The organism is Paraburkholderia sp. J94, from assembly GCF_905220285.1.
Taxonomy (GTDB): domain Bacteria; phylum Pseudomonadota; class Gammaproteobacteria; order Burkholderiales; family Burkholderiaceae; genus Paraburkholderia; species Paraburkholderia tropica_A.
Window position 1 is genome coordinate 87394 of record NZ_CAJMZH010000018.1, and the last position, 14913, is coordinate 102306.

Here is a 14913-nt window from a genome sequence, read left to right on the forward strand (position 1 = left end):
CGCGCCTTGTTTTTATCGTTACGTCGGTGCTGCTGTTACTTAACTGCGGCTTCGCTTATTGCGGCTGGTAGATCGAGTCGAACACGCCGCCATCCGCGAAATGCGTCTTCTGCGCATTGGTCCAGCCGCCGAAGGTGTCGTCCACCGTGTAGAGCTTGAGCTTCGGGAACTTCGCCGTGAGCGCCGCCGGCACCTTGTCCGAACGCGGACGGTAGAAGTTCTTCGCGGCGATTTCCTGGCCTTCCTCGCTATAGAGGAACTGCAGATACGCCTCGGCCTGCTTGCGCGTGCCCTTCTTGTCCACGACCTTGTCGACCACGGCGACAGGCGGCTCGGCCAGAATGCTCACCGACGGCACCACGATCTCGAACTTGTCCGGACCGAATTCCTTGAGCGACAGGAAGGCCTCGTTTTCCCAGGCGATCAGCACGTCGCCGATGCCGCGCTGCACGAAGCTCGTGGTCGCGCCGCGCGCGCCCGAATCGAGCACGCCCGCATTCTTGTAAAGCTTCGTCACGAACTCCTTGGCCTTCTGGTCGTTGCCGCCCGGCTGATGTTCGGCGTAGGCCCAGGCCGCGAGGTAGTTCCAGCGCGCGCCGCCCGAGGTCTTCGGATTCGGCGTGACGATCGACACGCCCGGCTTCGTCAGGTCATCCCAGTCCTTGATGTGCTTGGGATTGCCCTTGCGCACCAGAAACACGATGGTCGAGGTGTACGGCGAGGCGTTGTCGGGCAGGCGCTTTTGCCAGTCCTTCGCGACGATGCCCTTGTTGGCGAGCGCGTCGATGTCCCAGGCCAGCGCCAGCGTCACGACGTCGGCTTGCAGACCGTCGAGCACCGAGCGCGCCTGCGCGCCCGAGCCGCCGTGCGACTGCTTGATGGTGAGCGTCTCGCCCGTCTTGCCCTTCCACTGCTTGATGAAGGCTTCGTTGATCTCCTGATACAGCTCGCGCGTCGGATCGTAGGAAACGTTCAGCAGCGACGTATCTGCGTGCGCAGCCGGCGCCATCGCCACCATGCCGACGAGCGGTGCAACGCCGATGACCAGTTTTGCCGCCAGCGTTGTCAGCCAGCCTGCGCGCCCCGTATTGCCTTGATTCATCCACTTTCTCCGTTTTGTCGTGTGGTGCTGCGATCGATGGAGGCCAGTCTAGCGATCCGCTTACATTATTAAAAATGATGTTTTTTCATTCTTTAATACGCAAAAGTGGTAAGGGCGGAGGAATCGGACGTTGGAGCACGTTTTCGTCCGTCGGATCGCCCGGAAACGCTGCTGTGGCGGCACCCAAACGACAAAGTTCAAGTAACACTTGAAAAGCGGCGAATACTGTATAAAAATACAGTTACCTGTTCAAACATACAGTGTCGACATGACCAAACTCACCGCACGACAGCAGCAGGTTTTCGATCTGATCCGCCGCGCGATCGAGCGCACCGGCTTTCCGCCCACGCGCGCCGAGATTGCCGCCGAACTGGGCTTCAGCTCGGCCAACTCGGCGGAAGAACATCTGCGCGCGCTGGCGCGCAAGGGTGTGATCGAGCTGGCGGCGGGCGCCTCGCGTGGCATCCGTCTGATGCCCGGCCCCGACGACCTGCCGCACCAGTTCACGCTGCCGCACGCCAGCATCATGCAGCTCTCGCTGCCGCTGGTCGGCCGCGTCGCGGCAGGCAGCCCGATCCTCGCGCAGGAACATATCTCCCAGAACTACGCCTGCGACCCGGCGCTGTTCTCGAGCCGCCCCGACTATCTGCTGAAGGTGCGCGGCCTCTCGATGCGCGACGCCGGCATCCTCGACGGCGACCTGCTCGCCGTGCAGAAGAAGGCGGAAGCGAAAGACGGCCAGATCATCGTTGCGCGTCTCGGCGACGACGTGACCGTGAAGCGTCTGAAGCGCCAGCCCAACGGCATCGAGCTGATCGCGGAGAACCCCGACTACGACAACATCTTCGTCGAGGCCGGCAGCGCCGACTTCGCGCTCGAAGGCATTGCCGTGGGTCTGATCCGTCCCACCGAATTCTAAGAATCCATCCGCGCGCCGTTCAGCGCCGGTTTTGCGCCTGTTAGCGCACTTCTCTGGAGAGAGTCATGGAACGCCTTGCCCGCCTGTTGCCCTTCCGTCAATTCGGCCGTCTGCGCCATCTGCGCGGAATCGCCTCGTGCGCAATGCGTGACGCGCGCGCCTCGGCGGCCGCGCTCAATGGCTCGCTTTTCGAGAAGCTGGAAACGCCCGAACTGCCGCCCCTGCCCTCGGCGCAGCCGGCTTTCGCGCGCGTGTCGCTCAACAGCACGCTAAATACGGAACAGCCGGACCGCCGCGCGCCGGTGCGTGTCTATCACGGCCCGTCACGCCTCATCATGGTCGGCACGATGGACGCGGTGTGCCGCGCACTCGACCGCTGCATCGCCGAGCAGCAAAGCGATCTGCCTGCGGCGGCGCTCGCGAAGTAAGGCACGAAGTCAGGCAATGGGAAATGACGTGTCGGCGGAGGTTCTTGCAGGTGTGGGGATCGTTTTGGCGCGAGCGCGGTCAACATTCAGATCGAAGCTCTGATTCCATGATCGCACCGCTCGCGCGGCGCACCTGCCCCCGATGACCGACACGAATACGCCCAACGCTTCACGCAACTCCGCACGTAACACCGCCAGCCAACCCTCGAACTGGAAGAAGCCCGTCACCATCGCCGTTGCGGCGGTGGCCGTCGTGGCCGCGCTCGGGTACGGCTACGCCTCGCCGTATATCGCGCTCAACCACCTCAAACAGGCCGCCGACGCGCGCGACGCGGCCGCTTTGAGCGAATATGTCGATTACCCGGCGTTGCGCGCGAGTCTCAAACAACAAGCCGGGGAAATGCTGCAGCGGCGCATTCAGGCCGAGCACAGCAGTAATCCGCTGCTGCTGTTTGGCGCGGTGATCGGTTCGGCGTTGATCGGGCCGCTCGTCGACGCCTACGCCACGCCCGAAGGCGTAGCCGCGCTGCTCAACGGCATGCCGCCCACCGGTAAGCCCGGCGAGCAGCCTGCCGCGCCGCCGCCGGCTTCTTCGCCTGCGTCGCCTTCACAGGGCGCGCCGCAAAGCACGCCGCAAAACGCAACGCCCGCGACTCCGAACGCACCGGCGGAATCCGCGCAACCTCAGTCGCGCGCGCAAGCCGCCGCGGGTTATCGCAGCCTCAACGAATTCGCGGTGACATGGCAACGCAGCGCGCACAGCGAGCGCTATGCCGCGATCTTGCAACGGCATGGCCTGTTCTCGTGGAAGCTCGCGGCGGTGGAATTGAACGAACCCGATTCGGGAAGCGGCGCGAACGCGCCGGATTGATCGATCGCGCGTCCCGGCGGGATCAGCAGGACCATCGTGATCGTCGGCCTTGAAATCACCACGCGCCGGACAGACCACGCGCGAAGCGCAGGCCGGTCCGGCGCGGGTTGAGCACGACTAGCAGACAAGCGACGCAAAAAACGAAGCAAACATCGCGCAAACGCGCGCGCCGCTAAGCGGCCGCTTGCTGCTGCTTGTCTTCAGCAGGCGACGAACACGCCACGAGAATGCTGCACGACACGCGATCGAGCAGCGGCGTATTGCCCGCGCCCATCCACCAGCGCGACAGCCCCGTGCGGCAGCGATGCCCCACCACCACGAGATCGGCATTCAGTTCGTTGGCGAGATTCGCGATCTCGTCGATCGGATGACCGAAGGCGAAATGGCCCTGCGCGCGCACGCCGCGCTCGGTGAGCCAGTCGACGCCTTCCTGGAGAATCTCGCGCGCCGTTTCCTCGAAGCGGCCGCACGCCACATCGGTCAACAGGCCCGCGCTCTGGGCGATGGTCGAGCGCATGTCCACCACCGAGAGCAGATGCGTCTCGGCTTGCAGATCCAAGGCCAGATCGGCCCCGCAACGCAGCGCCTTGCGGCCTTCGCGCGAGCCGTCGTAACAGAGCAGGATTTTCTTGTAGCTCGCCATGATCGATTCCCCCAAAACCCACGCGAAAACGCAGGTCGTACCTGCATCATGGTGCGCCGCAATTCGACATGCAAGGCCTGGAAAACGCCAGGTTAGCGACAGGTGCGCAGCAGCGCACATCCGCACCACTTCGGCACCTCATTGGCCTACAACGCACGCTGGCACCGGATTTGCGCACGATGGCAATGATTGCCGCGTCAGCGATTGACACGGCATGCGCGCGTGCACGCAAAACACACCGGACGTCCCTTGCGTGATGCATCGCGCCCGCGCGTGAGTGCGGCATGCACCAGCCGCGCGCGCCGCGATGCGTCAGCAATGTGCCAGCCCTGCGCGCGCGCCATGCTCTAGTAGAATAGGCCGCCTTGCGCGTGCACCACCTGCGCGCTCACCGACATCGCTCAACCATGCCCGCCATCGAATTCGAGCAGGTCATCAAACACTATGGAGACAGGACGGTCGTCAACGGCCTGTCGTTCGACGTCGTCCCCGGCGAATGTTTCGGACTGCTCGGTCCGAACGGCGCGGGCAAAACCACCACGCTGCGCATGCTGCTCGGCATCGTGTCGCCGGATGCGGGCCGCATCAGCCTGTGCGGCGAACCCGTCCCCGCTCGCGCGCGACATGCGCGGGCCCGCGTCGGCGTCGTGCCGCAGTTCGACAATCTCGATCCCGATTTCACCGTGCGCGAGAACCTGCTCGTGTTCGGCCGCTACTTCGGGCTCTCGTCGCGCCAGACGCAGGATCTCGTTGCGCCGCTGCTCGAATTCGCGCGCCTCGAAAGCAAGGCCGACGCGCGCGTCGGCGAACTGTCCGGCGGCATGCGCCGGCGTCTCACGCTCGCGCGCGCGCTCGTCAACGATCCCGACGTGCTCGTGATGGACGAACCCACCACGGGCCTCGACCCGCAGGCGCGCCATCTGATCTGGGAGCGGCTGCGCTCGCTGCTCGCGCGCGGCAAGACCATTCTCCTCACGACGCATTTCATGGAGGAGGCCGAACGATTGTGCAATCGCGTCTGCGTGATCGAGGAAGGCCGCAAGATCGCCGAGGGCGCGCCGAAAGCGCTGATCGAAACCGAAATCGGCTGCGACGTGATCGAAGTCTACGGCCCGGAACCGGGCGTGCTACGCGACGAACTCGCGCCCTTCGCGAAGCGCACCGAAATCAGCGGCGAAACGCTGTTCTGCTATGTCGACGACCCGGCGCCCGTGCATGCGCGGCTGCGCCACCGTTCGGACCTGCGCTATCTGCACCGGCCCGCGAATCTCGAAGACGTTTTCCTGCGGCTCACGGGCCGCGAGATGCAGGACTGAGCCGCCCACGACCGACACCATGCAGACACGCACGCACACCCCGCCCGACACGCAACGCGCCCAGCCGCCCCTGCGCGAGCCGCGCGCGGCCCTGCCCTCGAACGCGACGCACTGGATCGCCGTGTGGCGCCGCAACTATCTCGTGTGGCGCAAGCTCGCGCTCGCGTCGATGTTCGGCAATCTCGCCGATCCGATGATCTATCTGTTCGGCCTGGGCTTCGGTCTCGGGCTGATGGTCGGTCACGTCGACGGCGTTTCGTACATCGCCTTTCTCGCGGCGGGCACGGTGTCGTCGTCGGTGATGATGTCGGCAAGCTTCGAGTCGATGTACTCGGGCTTTTCGCGCATGCACGTGCAGCGCACGTGGGAGGCGATCATGCACACGCCGCTCTCGCTCGGCGACGTGGTGCTCGGTGAGGTGATGTGGGCCGCCAGCAAGTCGATGCTCTCGGGCGCGGCCATCATGATCGTGGCGGGTCTGCTCGGCTATGCGAGCTTTCCGTCGATGCTGCTCGCGCTGCCCGTGATCGCGCTCGCGGGCCTCGCGTTCGCGAGCTGCGCAATGATCGTCACCGCGCTCGCGCCGTCCTACGACTTCTTCATGTTCTATCAGACGCTCGTGCTCACGCCGATGCTGCTGCTCTCGGGCGTGTTCTTCCCGATCGCGCAACTGCCCGCGGCCGCGCAACACATCACGCTGATGCTGCCGCTCGCGCACGCCGTCGAACTGATTCGCCCGGCCATGCTCGGGCGTCCCGTCGAGCACGCGGCGCTGCATCTGGCCGTGCTGGTGTTCTACGTGCTGGTGCCGTTCGGTGTCGCGTCGATCCTGTTCCGTCGACGCATGATGCGCTGAGCGACGCGCGGCGTGCTGCGCGCGTCTTCCCAGTCACGTTCGCGTGCGCTCGGGCGCACGCGGCGGCATCACTCTTCGTCGTCGCCCCAGGGAATGTCGACGTCGGAAATAAACGCGACCGTCGCGAACGGGCCGCCTTCCTGACGCCCGATCTTGCCGTCGGCGCGATGCCATTCCACGCGGAACATCGTCGCCTGCGTCTGCGCGAGCAGGCGCACCGTGCGGATTTCCTCGGGATCGGAGTCCTCGACCGGACCGTCGAGCGAGATCAACAGCTGCTGCGGCCAGAGACCGTCGGCGGGATCGTAAATGCGATCGCCGTCGGGGATCGTGGCGTTCGCCTCGACACCGATGGTCGCCGATGCCTCGATGATCATCTTGCCGAGCGCGCGCAACACGGCCGTCGCGCGCGCCGAATTGGCCTGACGGATGGCGAGGTCGCCGCGCGTCAGCGCCTGTTCGAGTTTGGGATTGGTTTTTTGCTGTGCCATGCCGGTTCCCGGGCCGAAGCCCTCGTCTGTGCGGACGGCGCCGCCGCCGCCCGTCGTTGATGCGTGATCCTAATGACGACATCGTAGCATTGCGCCCGCGACGTTTTGACCGCAGCCGACCCCGATTTTTCGGGCACGGCGTCGCGGGCACGGTGTCGCGAGTTCGGCGTCGCGAGTTCGGCGTCGATAAAGCGGCGCGGCGCGCGTCATTGCATGCCGCAGCGCCGCCTGCTAGCGCCTCAGAAACCCAGCGCGACCGCCGCCAGCCCCGCCACGATGCCGAACAGCACGACCACCGTGCCGACCAGCGCGAGCACGCGCGGACGGAACGAGCGCGCGAGCATCGCGAACGACGGCACGCTCACGGGCGGCAGCGTCATCAGCAGCGCGCCGGCCGGACCCACGCCCATGCCGAGCGCGAGCATCGCCTGAATGATCGGCACCTCGCCCGCAGTCGGGATCACGAACAGCATGCCCGCCAGCGCGAAGGCGACGATCCAGCCGAGACTGCTCGTGACATCGGGGCCGATGTGCGGAAACAGCCACGCGCGCGCCGCGCCCAGCAGCAGCACCAGCACGATGTATTCGGGCACGAGCCGCACGGCCATGCGCAGGAAGATCCGCGCCCAGCGCACCAGCGCGTTGCCGCCTTCGGCCTGCTGACGCGCGAGCTGCGTGAGGTTGTCGTCGGCGGCGCGCGCCTCGTCGGGCGTGACCAGGCGGTTGGCGAGCCAGCCGAGGCCGAACACCATCAGCAGGCCCAGCGCGAGACGCAGCGCGCTCCACTGCCAGCCGAGCACGAAACCCATGAACACGAGCGTCGCCGGATTGAGCACCGAATTGCCGAGCCAAAAGGCGATCGCGCCACCCGTCGACGCGTTACGCGCGCGCAGGCCCGCCACGACGGGCGCCGCGCAGCACGTGCACATCATGCCGGGAACCGCGAGCAGACCGCCCGCCGCCACGCTGCCGAAGCCGCGTCGGCCGAGCACGCGCGCGACCCACTGCACCGGCAGCAGCGCCTGTACGCCCGAGCCGAGCAGCAGGCCCAGCACCATCGCCTGCCAGATCGCCTTGCCGTAGGCGAAAGCGTAGTCGAGCGCGGCGGCCAGCGACGGCACCGGCGCGCTGGCCTCGCCGCCCATCAGGATCGACTTGCCGATCGAATGCGTGGCCTCGGCCGTGAACGCGCGGTGGTAGTACGGGAACCACTTCACGTAGAACAGACCGGCGACCGCCAGCAGAAGGAAAACGGGCCAGCCCCAGCCAGGCGCCGCGGACGGCAGTTGGGGCGGACGTGGCGAAGGCGCGTCGGGTGCGCTGGTCATTATGGTGTGACTCCGCGAAGGGCGTGTGAATAGTGAAACGGGAAAAAGCAGCTGAAACCGGCTCGGAGCGGATCGGACGATCCCTGCCCTGATCGGTCCCCGCGGCCCCGATCTCGGGGCGCGGCGGGCGTGCGCAGCATCGTAGTGCATGACTCGCGAATCGCCAATGTTGGCGTTGGACGATTCGCGGGTCAGGAGGCGCGAGGTCGGCGGGTTGCGCCCGCGTTTGCGGGATGAACGCGTGGCCCGCCTGAAGTTAGCGACGGAGTCGGCGAGCGATCACGGCGCCGGATTCGGCTGAAGCTCGTGCAGGGCGTCGATCTGCGCGAGCACGTCCGCCGAGAGCTTCACATCGACGCTGCCGATGTTCTCCTTGAGCTGCGCCATCGACGTCGCGCCGATCAGATTGCTCGTCACGAACGGGCGGCTGTTCACGAACGCGAGCGCGAACTGCGCGGGCGACAGGCCGTGTTCCTTCGCGAGCGCGACATAGCGCGAGGTGGCCGCGATCGCGTGCGGCTTGCTGTAACGCTGGAAGCGCTCGAACTTCGTGATGCGCGCGCCCTCGGGCCGCGCCCCGCCCTCGTACTTGCCCGAGAGCCAGCCGAACGCGAGCGGCGAATACGCGAGCAGGCCGATGCCGTCGCGATGCGTGAACTCCGACAGCCCGCCTTCGAACGTGCGATTCACGAGGCTATACGGATTCTGGATGCTGACGATGCGCGGCAGGCCGAGCTTTTCGGCGGCGCGCAGAAACTGGGCGACGCCCCAGGGCGTCTCGTTCGACACGCCGATATGGCGCACCTTGCCCGCTTTCACGAAATCGGCGAGCACCGCGAGCGTTTCCTCGATCGGCACCGTGTAGGCGTCGTCGATCCACGGATAGTTGGGGCGGCCGAAGGTCATCGTGCTGCGGTCGGGCCAGTGCAGCTGGTACAGATCGACGTAATCGGTCTGCAGGCGCTGGAGGCTGCCGTCGAGCGCTTCGGTCAGATTCTTGCGGTCGAACTGATTGCCTTCGCCACGAATATGACGCGGATTGTGCGGCTGGCGCGCCGGCCCCGCCATCTTGGTCGCGAGCACGATGTTCTCGCGGCGCGCGCGGTGCTGCGCGAGCCAGGTGCCGATGAAGCGCTCGGTCTGCCCTTGCGTTTCGGGACGCGGCGGGACCGGATACATCTCCGCGGCGTCGATCAGCGTGACGCCCTGGTCGAGCGCGTAGTCGATCTGTTCGTGCGCGTCTTGCTCGGTGTTCTGTTCGCCCCACGTCATCGTGCCGAGGCCAATCAGGCTCACCTTGACGTTCGTATCGCCGAGTGTGCGGTATTCCATCGAAGCGTTTCCATCATCAGGTTGCGGGAGAACGGCGAAACTATCACGCCGGCCGAAATTTTTCAGGAAGCGCTGAATTCGTGCGGTGGTCGCCCCAACGAAAAAGCCGGATCGGCAGAACCGGTCCGGCTCGGATCGCGCGGGCCGCAAAGACCCGTCGCCGTTATGGCCCGACGCGCTCCACGGCCCAGCTCGAGTTGCGCACCAGATAGTACTGGCCGCTCACGCCAACCCAGTGATAGCCGCGCGGCGGCGGTTTGAGCTGGTACTGGCGCCAGTCGTCGATCACATATTGGCGATCGCGATACTCGGGCGGCAGGCGGTCGCCCTTGCGCCACTCGTGCGGCGGCGGCGCATCGGGCGGCGGACGGTTCGGCGGCGGCCCGCCGTGATACTCGTTCGGGCCCGGACGGGGCGGCGGCTGCTGCGCGAACGTCGATACCGAAGCCAGCATGGCCGGCAAAGCCAGCGCAGCGAGAAGCACGAAGCGTTTCTGCATTGTTCACCTCCTGGTTAGCCTGTCGAATCCTGTCGAATACCGTCGAGGATGGCCCGGCCTCGGCCGCGCGCGAATCCGCCAGGCGCGCACACCTCGCGATTCATAGTAGTACAGCGCCCGGCGAGGCCGGCCCGAGCACGTCCGCACGTCGCGCGCCTGCCCCGCCTTGTCTCGCTGAGCGCTCGAATGGCGCGGACGTGCCAGAATCGACACGTGCGCCCGAGGAGGACACGGCATGGAAAACCGACGCAGCTACGAGTACATGGGCTTCGACATGACCGCCGGTGTGGACGGCGATCACGACGTGGGCTTTCTCGTCACGACCCAGAAGATCCACAGCCTCACCGACGACAATCACGCCGACGTGCCGGTCGACGGCATCGCATCCGGCCGCTTCCCCACCCAGGACAACGCGTTCGACGCCGCCTTCGACCGCATCCGCGAAGCCATCGACCAGCGCGTGCGCGCCGCGTCCTGACGCCGCCTTTCCGATCGAAGCGGGCTTTCTGACCCGCGTTTCGACGCTTTTTCCGACACGCTTTCCGACACCCTAAAAACAAAACGCCGGGCGTCGTGAAGACACCCGGCGTTCGTGCCGCCCGTCAGGCGGGCGACCGGAGCAAATCGGCCCACAGCGTAAAGCTGACAGGCCGAACAGCCCTTATTGCGCTTGCGAAGCTTGCGAGCCGTGAGCGCCCGACTGCGACGCCGAACCGGTCACGCCGCCGTAGGCAGCGTCGACGCCTTGCTGCTGCGCACGCTCGGCCGCGACGGTCTGCGCGCTCTGGCCTTGCTGCGAAGCCGGTGCGCCGACGTTCGGACGATAGAAAGGTGCCGGGCCGTAGCCGCTGGCGAACGCCGGAGCGGCAACAGAAGCGGAAGCTGCGACCAGCAGCGCTGCGATGAGTTTGGTCTTCATGGTGGACTCCAGAATCAGGTTCAATTGCGGTTCGGGGATGGCGCCGCGCCTGGGAGGTCAGACCCATGAGCCGCGTCAGTGAGACTCAGTGTATACACCTACTATCGGAAAATAATCGCGATAAACCGAATTGACTATTCCGCTTCTGGAAACAATGCTGTGAGCCAAACCAGGCTTGGCTGAGCGACGAACAGACCCTAAAAAGCCGTCCCAAAAAAATTTCTGCGACGCAACATTGGGCGATGGGATTACATAACGCGCAAAGGGTCTTTCAGACTAAAGGGAACAATGGAAGCGCTTCCATACATGCAATATGCTTGCTATATGACAAGAAGACGTCACTGCGGCCCTGATTTTTCCGCTTGAACCTCGGCTGCCGCACCGCAAAATCGGCGGCAGCGCGGCTCATGGCATGCGATAAAATAGAAGGTTGATTCACGCCTGCCGCGCCCGTCGCGCCCTCATCTGCCATGTCCGCCACCCCCATTGCCAGCCCCCGCCGCGTCTCCGTCGCGCCGATGATGGACTGGACCGACCGCCATTGCCGCTCGCTGCATCGATTCATTTCCCGGCACACGTGGCTGTATACAGAGATGGTGACGACCGGCGCCCTGCTCCACGGCGACGTGCCGCGCCACCTGGCCTTCACGCCCGACGAGGCGCCGGTCGCGCTGCAACTCGGCGGCAGCGAACCCGACGACCTCGCGCGTGCGGCGAAGCTCGGCGAGCAATGGGGTTACGACGAGATCAATCTGAACTGCGGCTGCCCGTCGGAGCGCGTGCAGCGCGGCGCGTTCGGCGCCTGCCTGATGAACGAGCCGCAACTCGTGGCCGATTGCGTGAAGGCGATGCGCGACGCGGTGTCGGTGCCGGTGACGGTCAAGCACCGCATCGGCGTGGATGCAGTCGAGGACTACGCATTCGTGCGCGATTTCGTCGGCACGATCGCCGACGCGGGCTGCGAGGTGTTCATCGTCCATGCGCGCAACGCGATCCTCAAGGGCCTGAGCCCGAAGGAGAACCGCGAAATCCCGCCGCTCAAGTACGACTACGCGTACCGCCTGAAGCGCGACTTCCCGAATCTCGAAATCATCATCAATGGCGGCATCAAGACGCTCGATGAAGTGGCGACGCATCTCGAACACGTGGACGGCGTGATGCTTGGCCGCGAGGCTTATCACAACCCCTACGTGCTCGCGGATGTCGATGCGCGCTTCTACGGCGCGAGCAGTCCGGCACTGACGCGCGACGAAGTCGAAGCGAAGCTTATCGAGTATTGCGCGGCGGAGATGAAGCGCGGCACGTATCTCGGCGCGATCGTGCGTCACGCGCTCGGCCTCTATCGCGGCGAAGCGGGTGCGCGCGGCTGGCGCCGCATTCTGTCGGACAGCCGCAAGCTGCAGAAAGGCGATCTCGCGATCTTCGAAGAGGCGCGTTCGCATCTGCGCGCCCCGCTCGACGCCTCCGTCGAACTTTCTTCTGAAAATATTTGAATAAAGGGGCTAGGCAAGCCCATTAGGGTATGTATATAATCTTGCTTCTTGATTGACGCCGCTCACAAAGCAGCGCTAGCAGGAAAGCAGCAAGAACGCAGTAACAGTGGTGGCTGTAGCTCAGTTGGTAGAGTCCAGGATTGTGATTCCTGTCGTCGTGGGTTCGAGTCCCATCAGCCACCCCAAGAATTCAAGCAAAAAGCCCAGTTCATCGAACTGGGCTTTTTGCTTTTAAGACTCGAAACTCGGAACGAGCATCAGAACTTCGGAATTGAGCCCGCACACCGTTGCGGGCGTTTTTGCGTTCACTCGACGACAAATGACAGGCCGTCGCCACCGAGGGTATTTGTCGACGAGAACAAATCAACAGAGGTTGCGGCGAAACGTGCCAGCATTTGCCCGTCAAGTTTCCGGGCGGCATCTCAACTACTTGCCGGGACGAGTTCGCGCACCTGCATGACCTCTTCCGCGTCACGCGCAAAGTCACCGCTGAGCGCGCTCCACACGCAGCTTACGCGCCGTTTTTCCGATCGCGCGCAGCAATGAAGTGCCGATGAGCGACGACCTCCTGCGCGATCAATGCACGTATCAAATCGTCATTCGGGTTATCAAGGATCAGCGGCGGCAGTTCCTTTGCCACCTTTTCGCGGGCAGTAACCCACGCCTCGTAGGCCGTTCCCATCTGGTCAATCCTCTCCATCATCTCCCCGGCGATTAGTAATGATTCTTGTGATTTTTCGGCCGAACTCGCCTGTTTTATCGACTCTCTCGGCGAAAGCGCGACGGATTTAACCACAGCACCGTGACAGAAACACCCGAGAAGGCTAGAGGCAGCGTTCAGTACATTCACCGCCATGTAATCCTCCTGCGTAGCGGCATAGCAATGCCCGACAACAGCAGTTCGCGATGCTGCACGGAGTGCATTTGTCGTCCGGATCTCAAGGCATTTCGGTGCGCCATCTTCAGCACACTCTGCGCAGTTTTATTCGCCATACTAAGCAAATATTGATTAAGCGCCACAGCAAGAGCTGAAAATACCGCGGCGCCTACGCCCTATCCCATCAGTGTGAAGCCGCGTCGCCAAGACCAGCTTCGGGTTTCGAATCCACCCCACCCTCATCCGATTTCGCCACACGCGGCGGCGCAGGAAACGGTTCAGCCATCATCGACTGCGCGGGATAGAGCGTAAAAAACGACCGCGCCTCGTCCATCGAGCGGCTTCCCAACCAGTTTTCATACTCGCCCGGCGGCACGATCACGACCGCGCGCTTTTCATCACCGGGCTTGTGAAAGCGACTCAACAGCGGATGCGGATCGGCATTGACCGTGAGCATCGTGAACGAAAACACCTTGCCCGTCTCTTCCTCCCATTCGCGCCACAGCCCCGCGATCGCGAACGGCTCACCCGATGCAAGACCGATGCGCCAGCGCACCGCCTTGCCGCTCTCGTAGTTCGGCTCGAAAAACGCCTCGCACGGCACGAGACACAGTTGCAGCCGCTTCCAAGCCCCGCTGAACGAGCGCTTTTCTCCCACAGATTCCGAGCGCGCGTTCATCGTGTCGAACACGCGCACGCCGGGCGGAATATGCTTGCGCGGCACCATGCCGAAGGTCGCGAGACTCGCCTGCGCCGCGCCGTCGATACGGCGGATGATCGGCGCGGCATAGTCCTTGTAGATCTCGTCGCGCCACGGGCTGTCTGGCGGCTCGACGCCGAAATGCCGAAACAGTCGATCACGGCGCGCGGCGGCGTAGTTCGTGCACATGGGCGGCTCTCCGTCAGATCCGCCCATCTTAGTCGCTGTGCGGCATCGGAGCAGGCAAGCCGGAATTCGCCCGTCAGGCAGAAAGATAGACAGCTAGACAGGCGCCCACGATCAATCGGCCAAGACTCGCCGATAGTAATGATTCGAAATATCTCTCTATATACAGCGAACCGGCGTTTTGGTACTTTTTAGCCTGATCGAAGGCAAGGGCCCTCTCCCCAGTATCGCTCGCGTTGCTGGTCGCCCTGACTTCTTCTCGGCCGTGCCCGTCCTGCGGGCGCGGCATTTTTTTGCGCGTCCGCTTTATGCGATCGGGAAATCGAGAGATCGGCGGACGCCGTTACGCCACGGCCCCGCTATCGATCCAGGCGCGCGCGGCGGCGAAACCCGCTTCGGCGGCGGCATGCTCGGTCGGCCAGAGCCGCTCGATATGGACGAGCTGCCAATCCTGGCGCACGGCGCCGTCCTTGAGCACGCGATAGTGCGCCTTCACGCCCGTGAGGATCTGCTCGACGGCCACTTCGATGTCGTAGCCGTTGTAGCGCTCCTCGTAGTCGCCCATGTCGATGCCCTTCGGCTCCATGATCGTTCTCCGTCGTGGCTGGCCGATCCATCCTAGCACTTCCGCCTCGACGGGGCGCCGCGGCACGGACGCCCGCGCGGGGCGCTCACGGGTTGCTCACAGGTCGTACACCGATCGTTCAAAGACGCGCGATCGACACCTCCGTCGACTTCACCAGCGCGACGACTTCCGAGCCCACCTTGAGGTCGAGTTCGTCGATCGAGCGCGTCGTGATCACCGAGGTCACCACGCCGAACGGCGTGTCGACGTCGACTTCGGACACCACCGATCCGCGAATAATTTCCTTCACTTTGCCGCGGAACTGGTTGCGCACGTTGATGGCGGAAATGCTCATGAGTTCGACTCCAAAAGTTCGTTCTGAAAAGAC

Annotated in this window: 18 protein-coding genes and 1 tRNA gene; 8 read left to right on the forward strand and 11 right to left on the reverse strand. The window is 64.4% G+C overall.

Annotated elements, in window-relative coordinates:
• Nucleotides 1-55: 55 nt before the first annotated feature.
• The gene (locus U4Y88_RS31255) at nucleotides 56-1102 is read right to left on the reverse strand and encodes a sulfate ABC transporter substrate-binding protein (protein WP_224007225.1); all 1047 of its coding nucleotides are present in this window, start codon (nucleotides 1100-1102) and stop codon (nucleotides 56-58) included.
• A 268-nt stretch (nucleotides 1103-1370) separates the two neighbouring features.
• On the opposite strand from U4Y88_RS31255, the gene lexA reads away from it, so the two are divergent.
• The 3 genes from lexA to U4Y88_RS31270 all read left to right on the forward strand — a co-directional run bounded on the left by lexA (nucleotide 1371) and on the right by U4Y88_RS31270 (nucleotide 3320).
• Entirely contained in the window at nucleotides 1371-2021 is a 651-nt protein-coding gene (lexA, locus tag U4Y88_RS31260) for a transcriptional repressor LexA (protein ID WP_224007222.1), read from the forward strand.
• 65 nt (nucleotides 2022-2086) lie between these two features.
• Nucleotides 2087-2449, forward strand: coding sequence for a hypothetical protein (locus U4Y88_RS31265; protein ID WP_224007219.1), 363 nt, complete (start codon nucleotides 2087-2089; stop codon nucleotides 2447-2449).
• A gap of 142 nt (nucleotides 2450-2591) precedes the next feature.
• Complete coding sequence (locus U4Y88_RS31270) at nucleotides 2592-3320, forward strand: DUF2939 domain-containing protein (RefSeq protein ID WP_321788674.1); 729 nt, start codon at nucleotides 2592-2594, stop codon at nucleotides 3318-3320.
• Between the two features lie 172 nt (nucleotides 3321-3492).
• Here the strand turns inward: U4Y88_RS31270 and U4Y88_RS31275 are convergent, their stop codons facing one another.
• Nucleotides 3493-3963, reverse strand: coding sequence for a universal stress protein (locus tag U4Y88_RS31275; protein ID WP_224007213.1), 471 nt, complete (start codon nucleotides 3961-3963; stop codon nucleotides 3493-3495).
• Nucleotides 3964-4343: 380 nt separating this feature from the next.
• Between U4Y88_RS31275 and nodI the strand changes: the two genes are divergently transcribed.
• On the forward strand, nucleotides 4344-5279 hold the full coding sequence (gene nodI / locus U4Y88_RS31280) for a nodulation factor ABC transporter ATP-binding protein NodI (protein ID WP_321788738.1): 936 nt from the start codon (nucleotides 4344-4346) through the stop codon (nucleotides 5277-5279).
• Nucleotides 5280-5298: 19 nt separating this feature from the next.
• Nucleotides 5299-6135 carry an ABC transporter permease gene (locus U4Y88_RS31285; protein ID WP_310634455.1) on the forward strand — a complete coding sequence of 279 codons (837 nt, stop codon included), beginning with the start codon at nucleotides 5299-5301 and terminating at the stop codon, nucleotides 6133-6135.
• A 68-nt stretch (nucleotides 6136-6203) separates the two neighbouring features.
• On the opposite strand, the gene U4Y88_RS31290 is transcribed toward U4Y88_RS31285, so the two are convergent.
• The 4 genes from U4Y88_RS31290 to U4Y88_RS31305 form a co-directional block, all read right to left on the reverse strand.
• Nucleotides 6204-6626, reverse strand: a complete 423-nt coding sequence (locus U4Y88_RS31290; RefSeq protein WP_224007207.1) for a hypothetical protein — start codon at nucleotides 6624-6626, stop codon at nucleotides 6204-6206.
• A 239-nt stretch (nucleotides 6627-6865) separates the two neighbouring features.
• Complete coding sequence (locus U4Y88_RS31295) at nucleotides 6866-7954, reverse strand: permease (protein WP_224007204.1); 1089 nt, start codon at nucleotides 7952-7954, stop codon at nucleotides 6866-6868.
• 279 nt (nucleotides 7955-8233) lie between these two features.
• Nucleotides 8234-9286 (reverse strand): NADP(H)-dependent aldo-keto reductase, encoded by a 1053-nt coding sequence (locus U4Y88_RS31300; protein WP_224007201.1) that lies wholly within the window; start codon nucleotides 9284-9286, stop codon nucleotides 8234-8236.
• Nucleotides 9287-9449: 163 nt separating this feature from the next.
• A complete protein-coding gene (locus U4Y88_RS31305) occupies nucleotides 9450-9785 on the reverse strand; it encodes an RcnB family protein (RefSeq protein WP_224007198.1) in 336 nt (111 codons plus the stop codon).
• A gap of 235 nt (nucleotides 9786-10020) precedes the next feature.
• Between U4Y88_RS31305 and U4Y88_RS31310 the strand changes: the two genes are divergently transcribed.
• Nucleotides 10021-10263, forward strand: coding sequence for a hypothetical protein (locus tag U4Y88_RS31310; protein WP_224007195.1), 243 nt, complete (start codon nucleotides 10021-10023; stop codon nucleotides 10261-10263).
• A gap of 183 nt (nucleotides 10264-10446) precedes the next feature.
• On the opposite strand, the gene U4Y88_RS31315 is transcribed toward U4Y88_RS31310, so the two are convergent.
• On the reverse strand, nucleotides 10447-10704 hold the full coding sequence (locus U4Y88_RS31315; RefSeq protein ID WP_224007192.1) for a hypothetical protein: 258 nt from the start codon (nucleotides 10702-10704) through the stop codon (nucleotides 10447-10449).
• A 470-nt stretch (nucleotides 10705-11174) separates the two neighbouring features.
• Here U4Y88_RS31315 and dusA point away from each other — a divergent pair, with 470 nt between their 5' ends.
• Nucleotides 11175-12197, forward strand: coding sequence for a tRNA dihydrouridine(20/20a) synthase DusA (gene dusA / locus U4Y88_RS31320; protein WP_321788676.1), 1023 nt, complete (start codon nucleotides 11175-11177; stop codon nucleotides 12195-12197).
• Nucleotides 12198-12306: 109 nt separating this feature from the next.
• A tRNA-His gene (locus tag U4Y88_RS31325) sits at nucleotides 12307-12382 on the forward strand.
• A gap of 326 nt (nucleotides 12383-12708) precedes the next feature.
• Here U4Y88_RS31325 and U4Y88_RS31330 read toward each other — a convergent pair.
• From U4Y88_RS31330 to U4Y88_RS31345, 4 genes are all read right to left on the reverse strand, one after another.
• Entirely contained in the window at nucleotides 12709-13053 is a 345-nt protein-coding gene (locus U4Y88_RS31330) for a hypothetical protein (RefSeq protein ID WP_321788678.1), read from the reverse strand.
• Between the two features lie 205 nt (nucleotides 13054-13258).
• Nucleotides 13259-13963 carry an SOS response-associated peptidase gene (locus U4Y88_RS31335; protein ID WP_321788680.1) on the reverse strand — a complete coding sequence of 235 codons (705 nt, stop codon included), beginning with the start codon at nucleotides 13961-13963 and terminating at the stop codon, nucleotides 13259-13261.
• Between the two features lie 340 nt (nucleotides 13964-14303).
• Nucleotides 14304-14546: a hypothetical protein gene (locus tag U4Y88_RS31340; RefSeq protein ID WP_321788682.1), complete on the reverse strand. Its 243-nt coding sequence runs from the start codon at nucleotides 14544-14546 to the stop codon at nucleotides 14304-14306.
• Nucleotides 14547-14664: 118 nt separating this feature from the next.
• Nucleotides 14665-14880 (reverse strand): TOBE domain-containing protein, encoded by a 216-nt coding sequence (locus U4Y88_RS31345; RefSeq protein WP_224007018.1) that lies wholly within the window; start codon nucleotides 14878-14880, stop codon nucleotides 14665-14667.
• Between the last annotated feature and the right edge of the window lie 33 nt (nucleotides 14881-14913).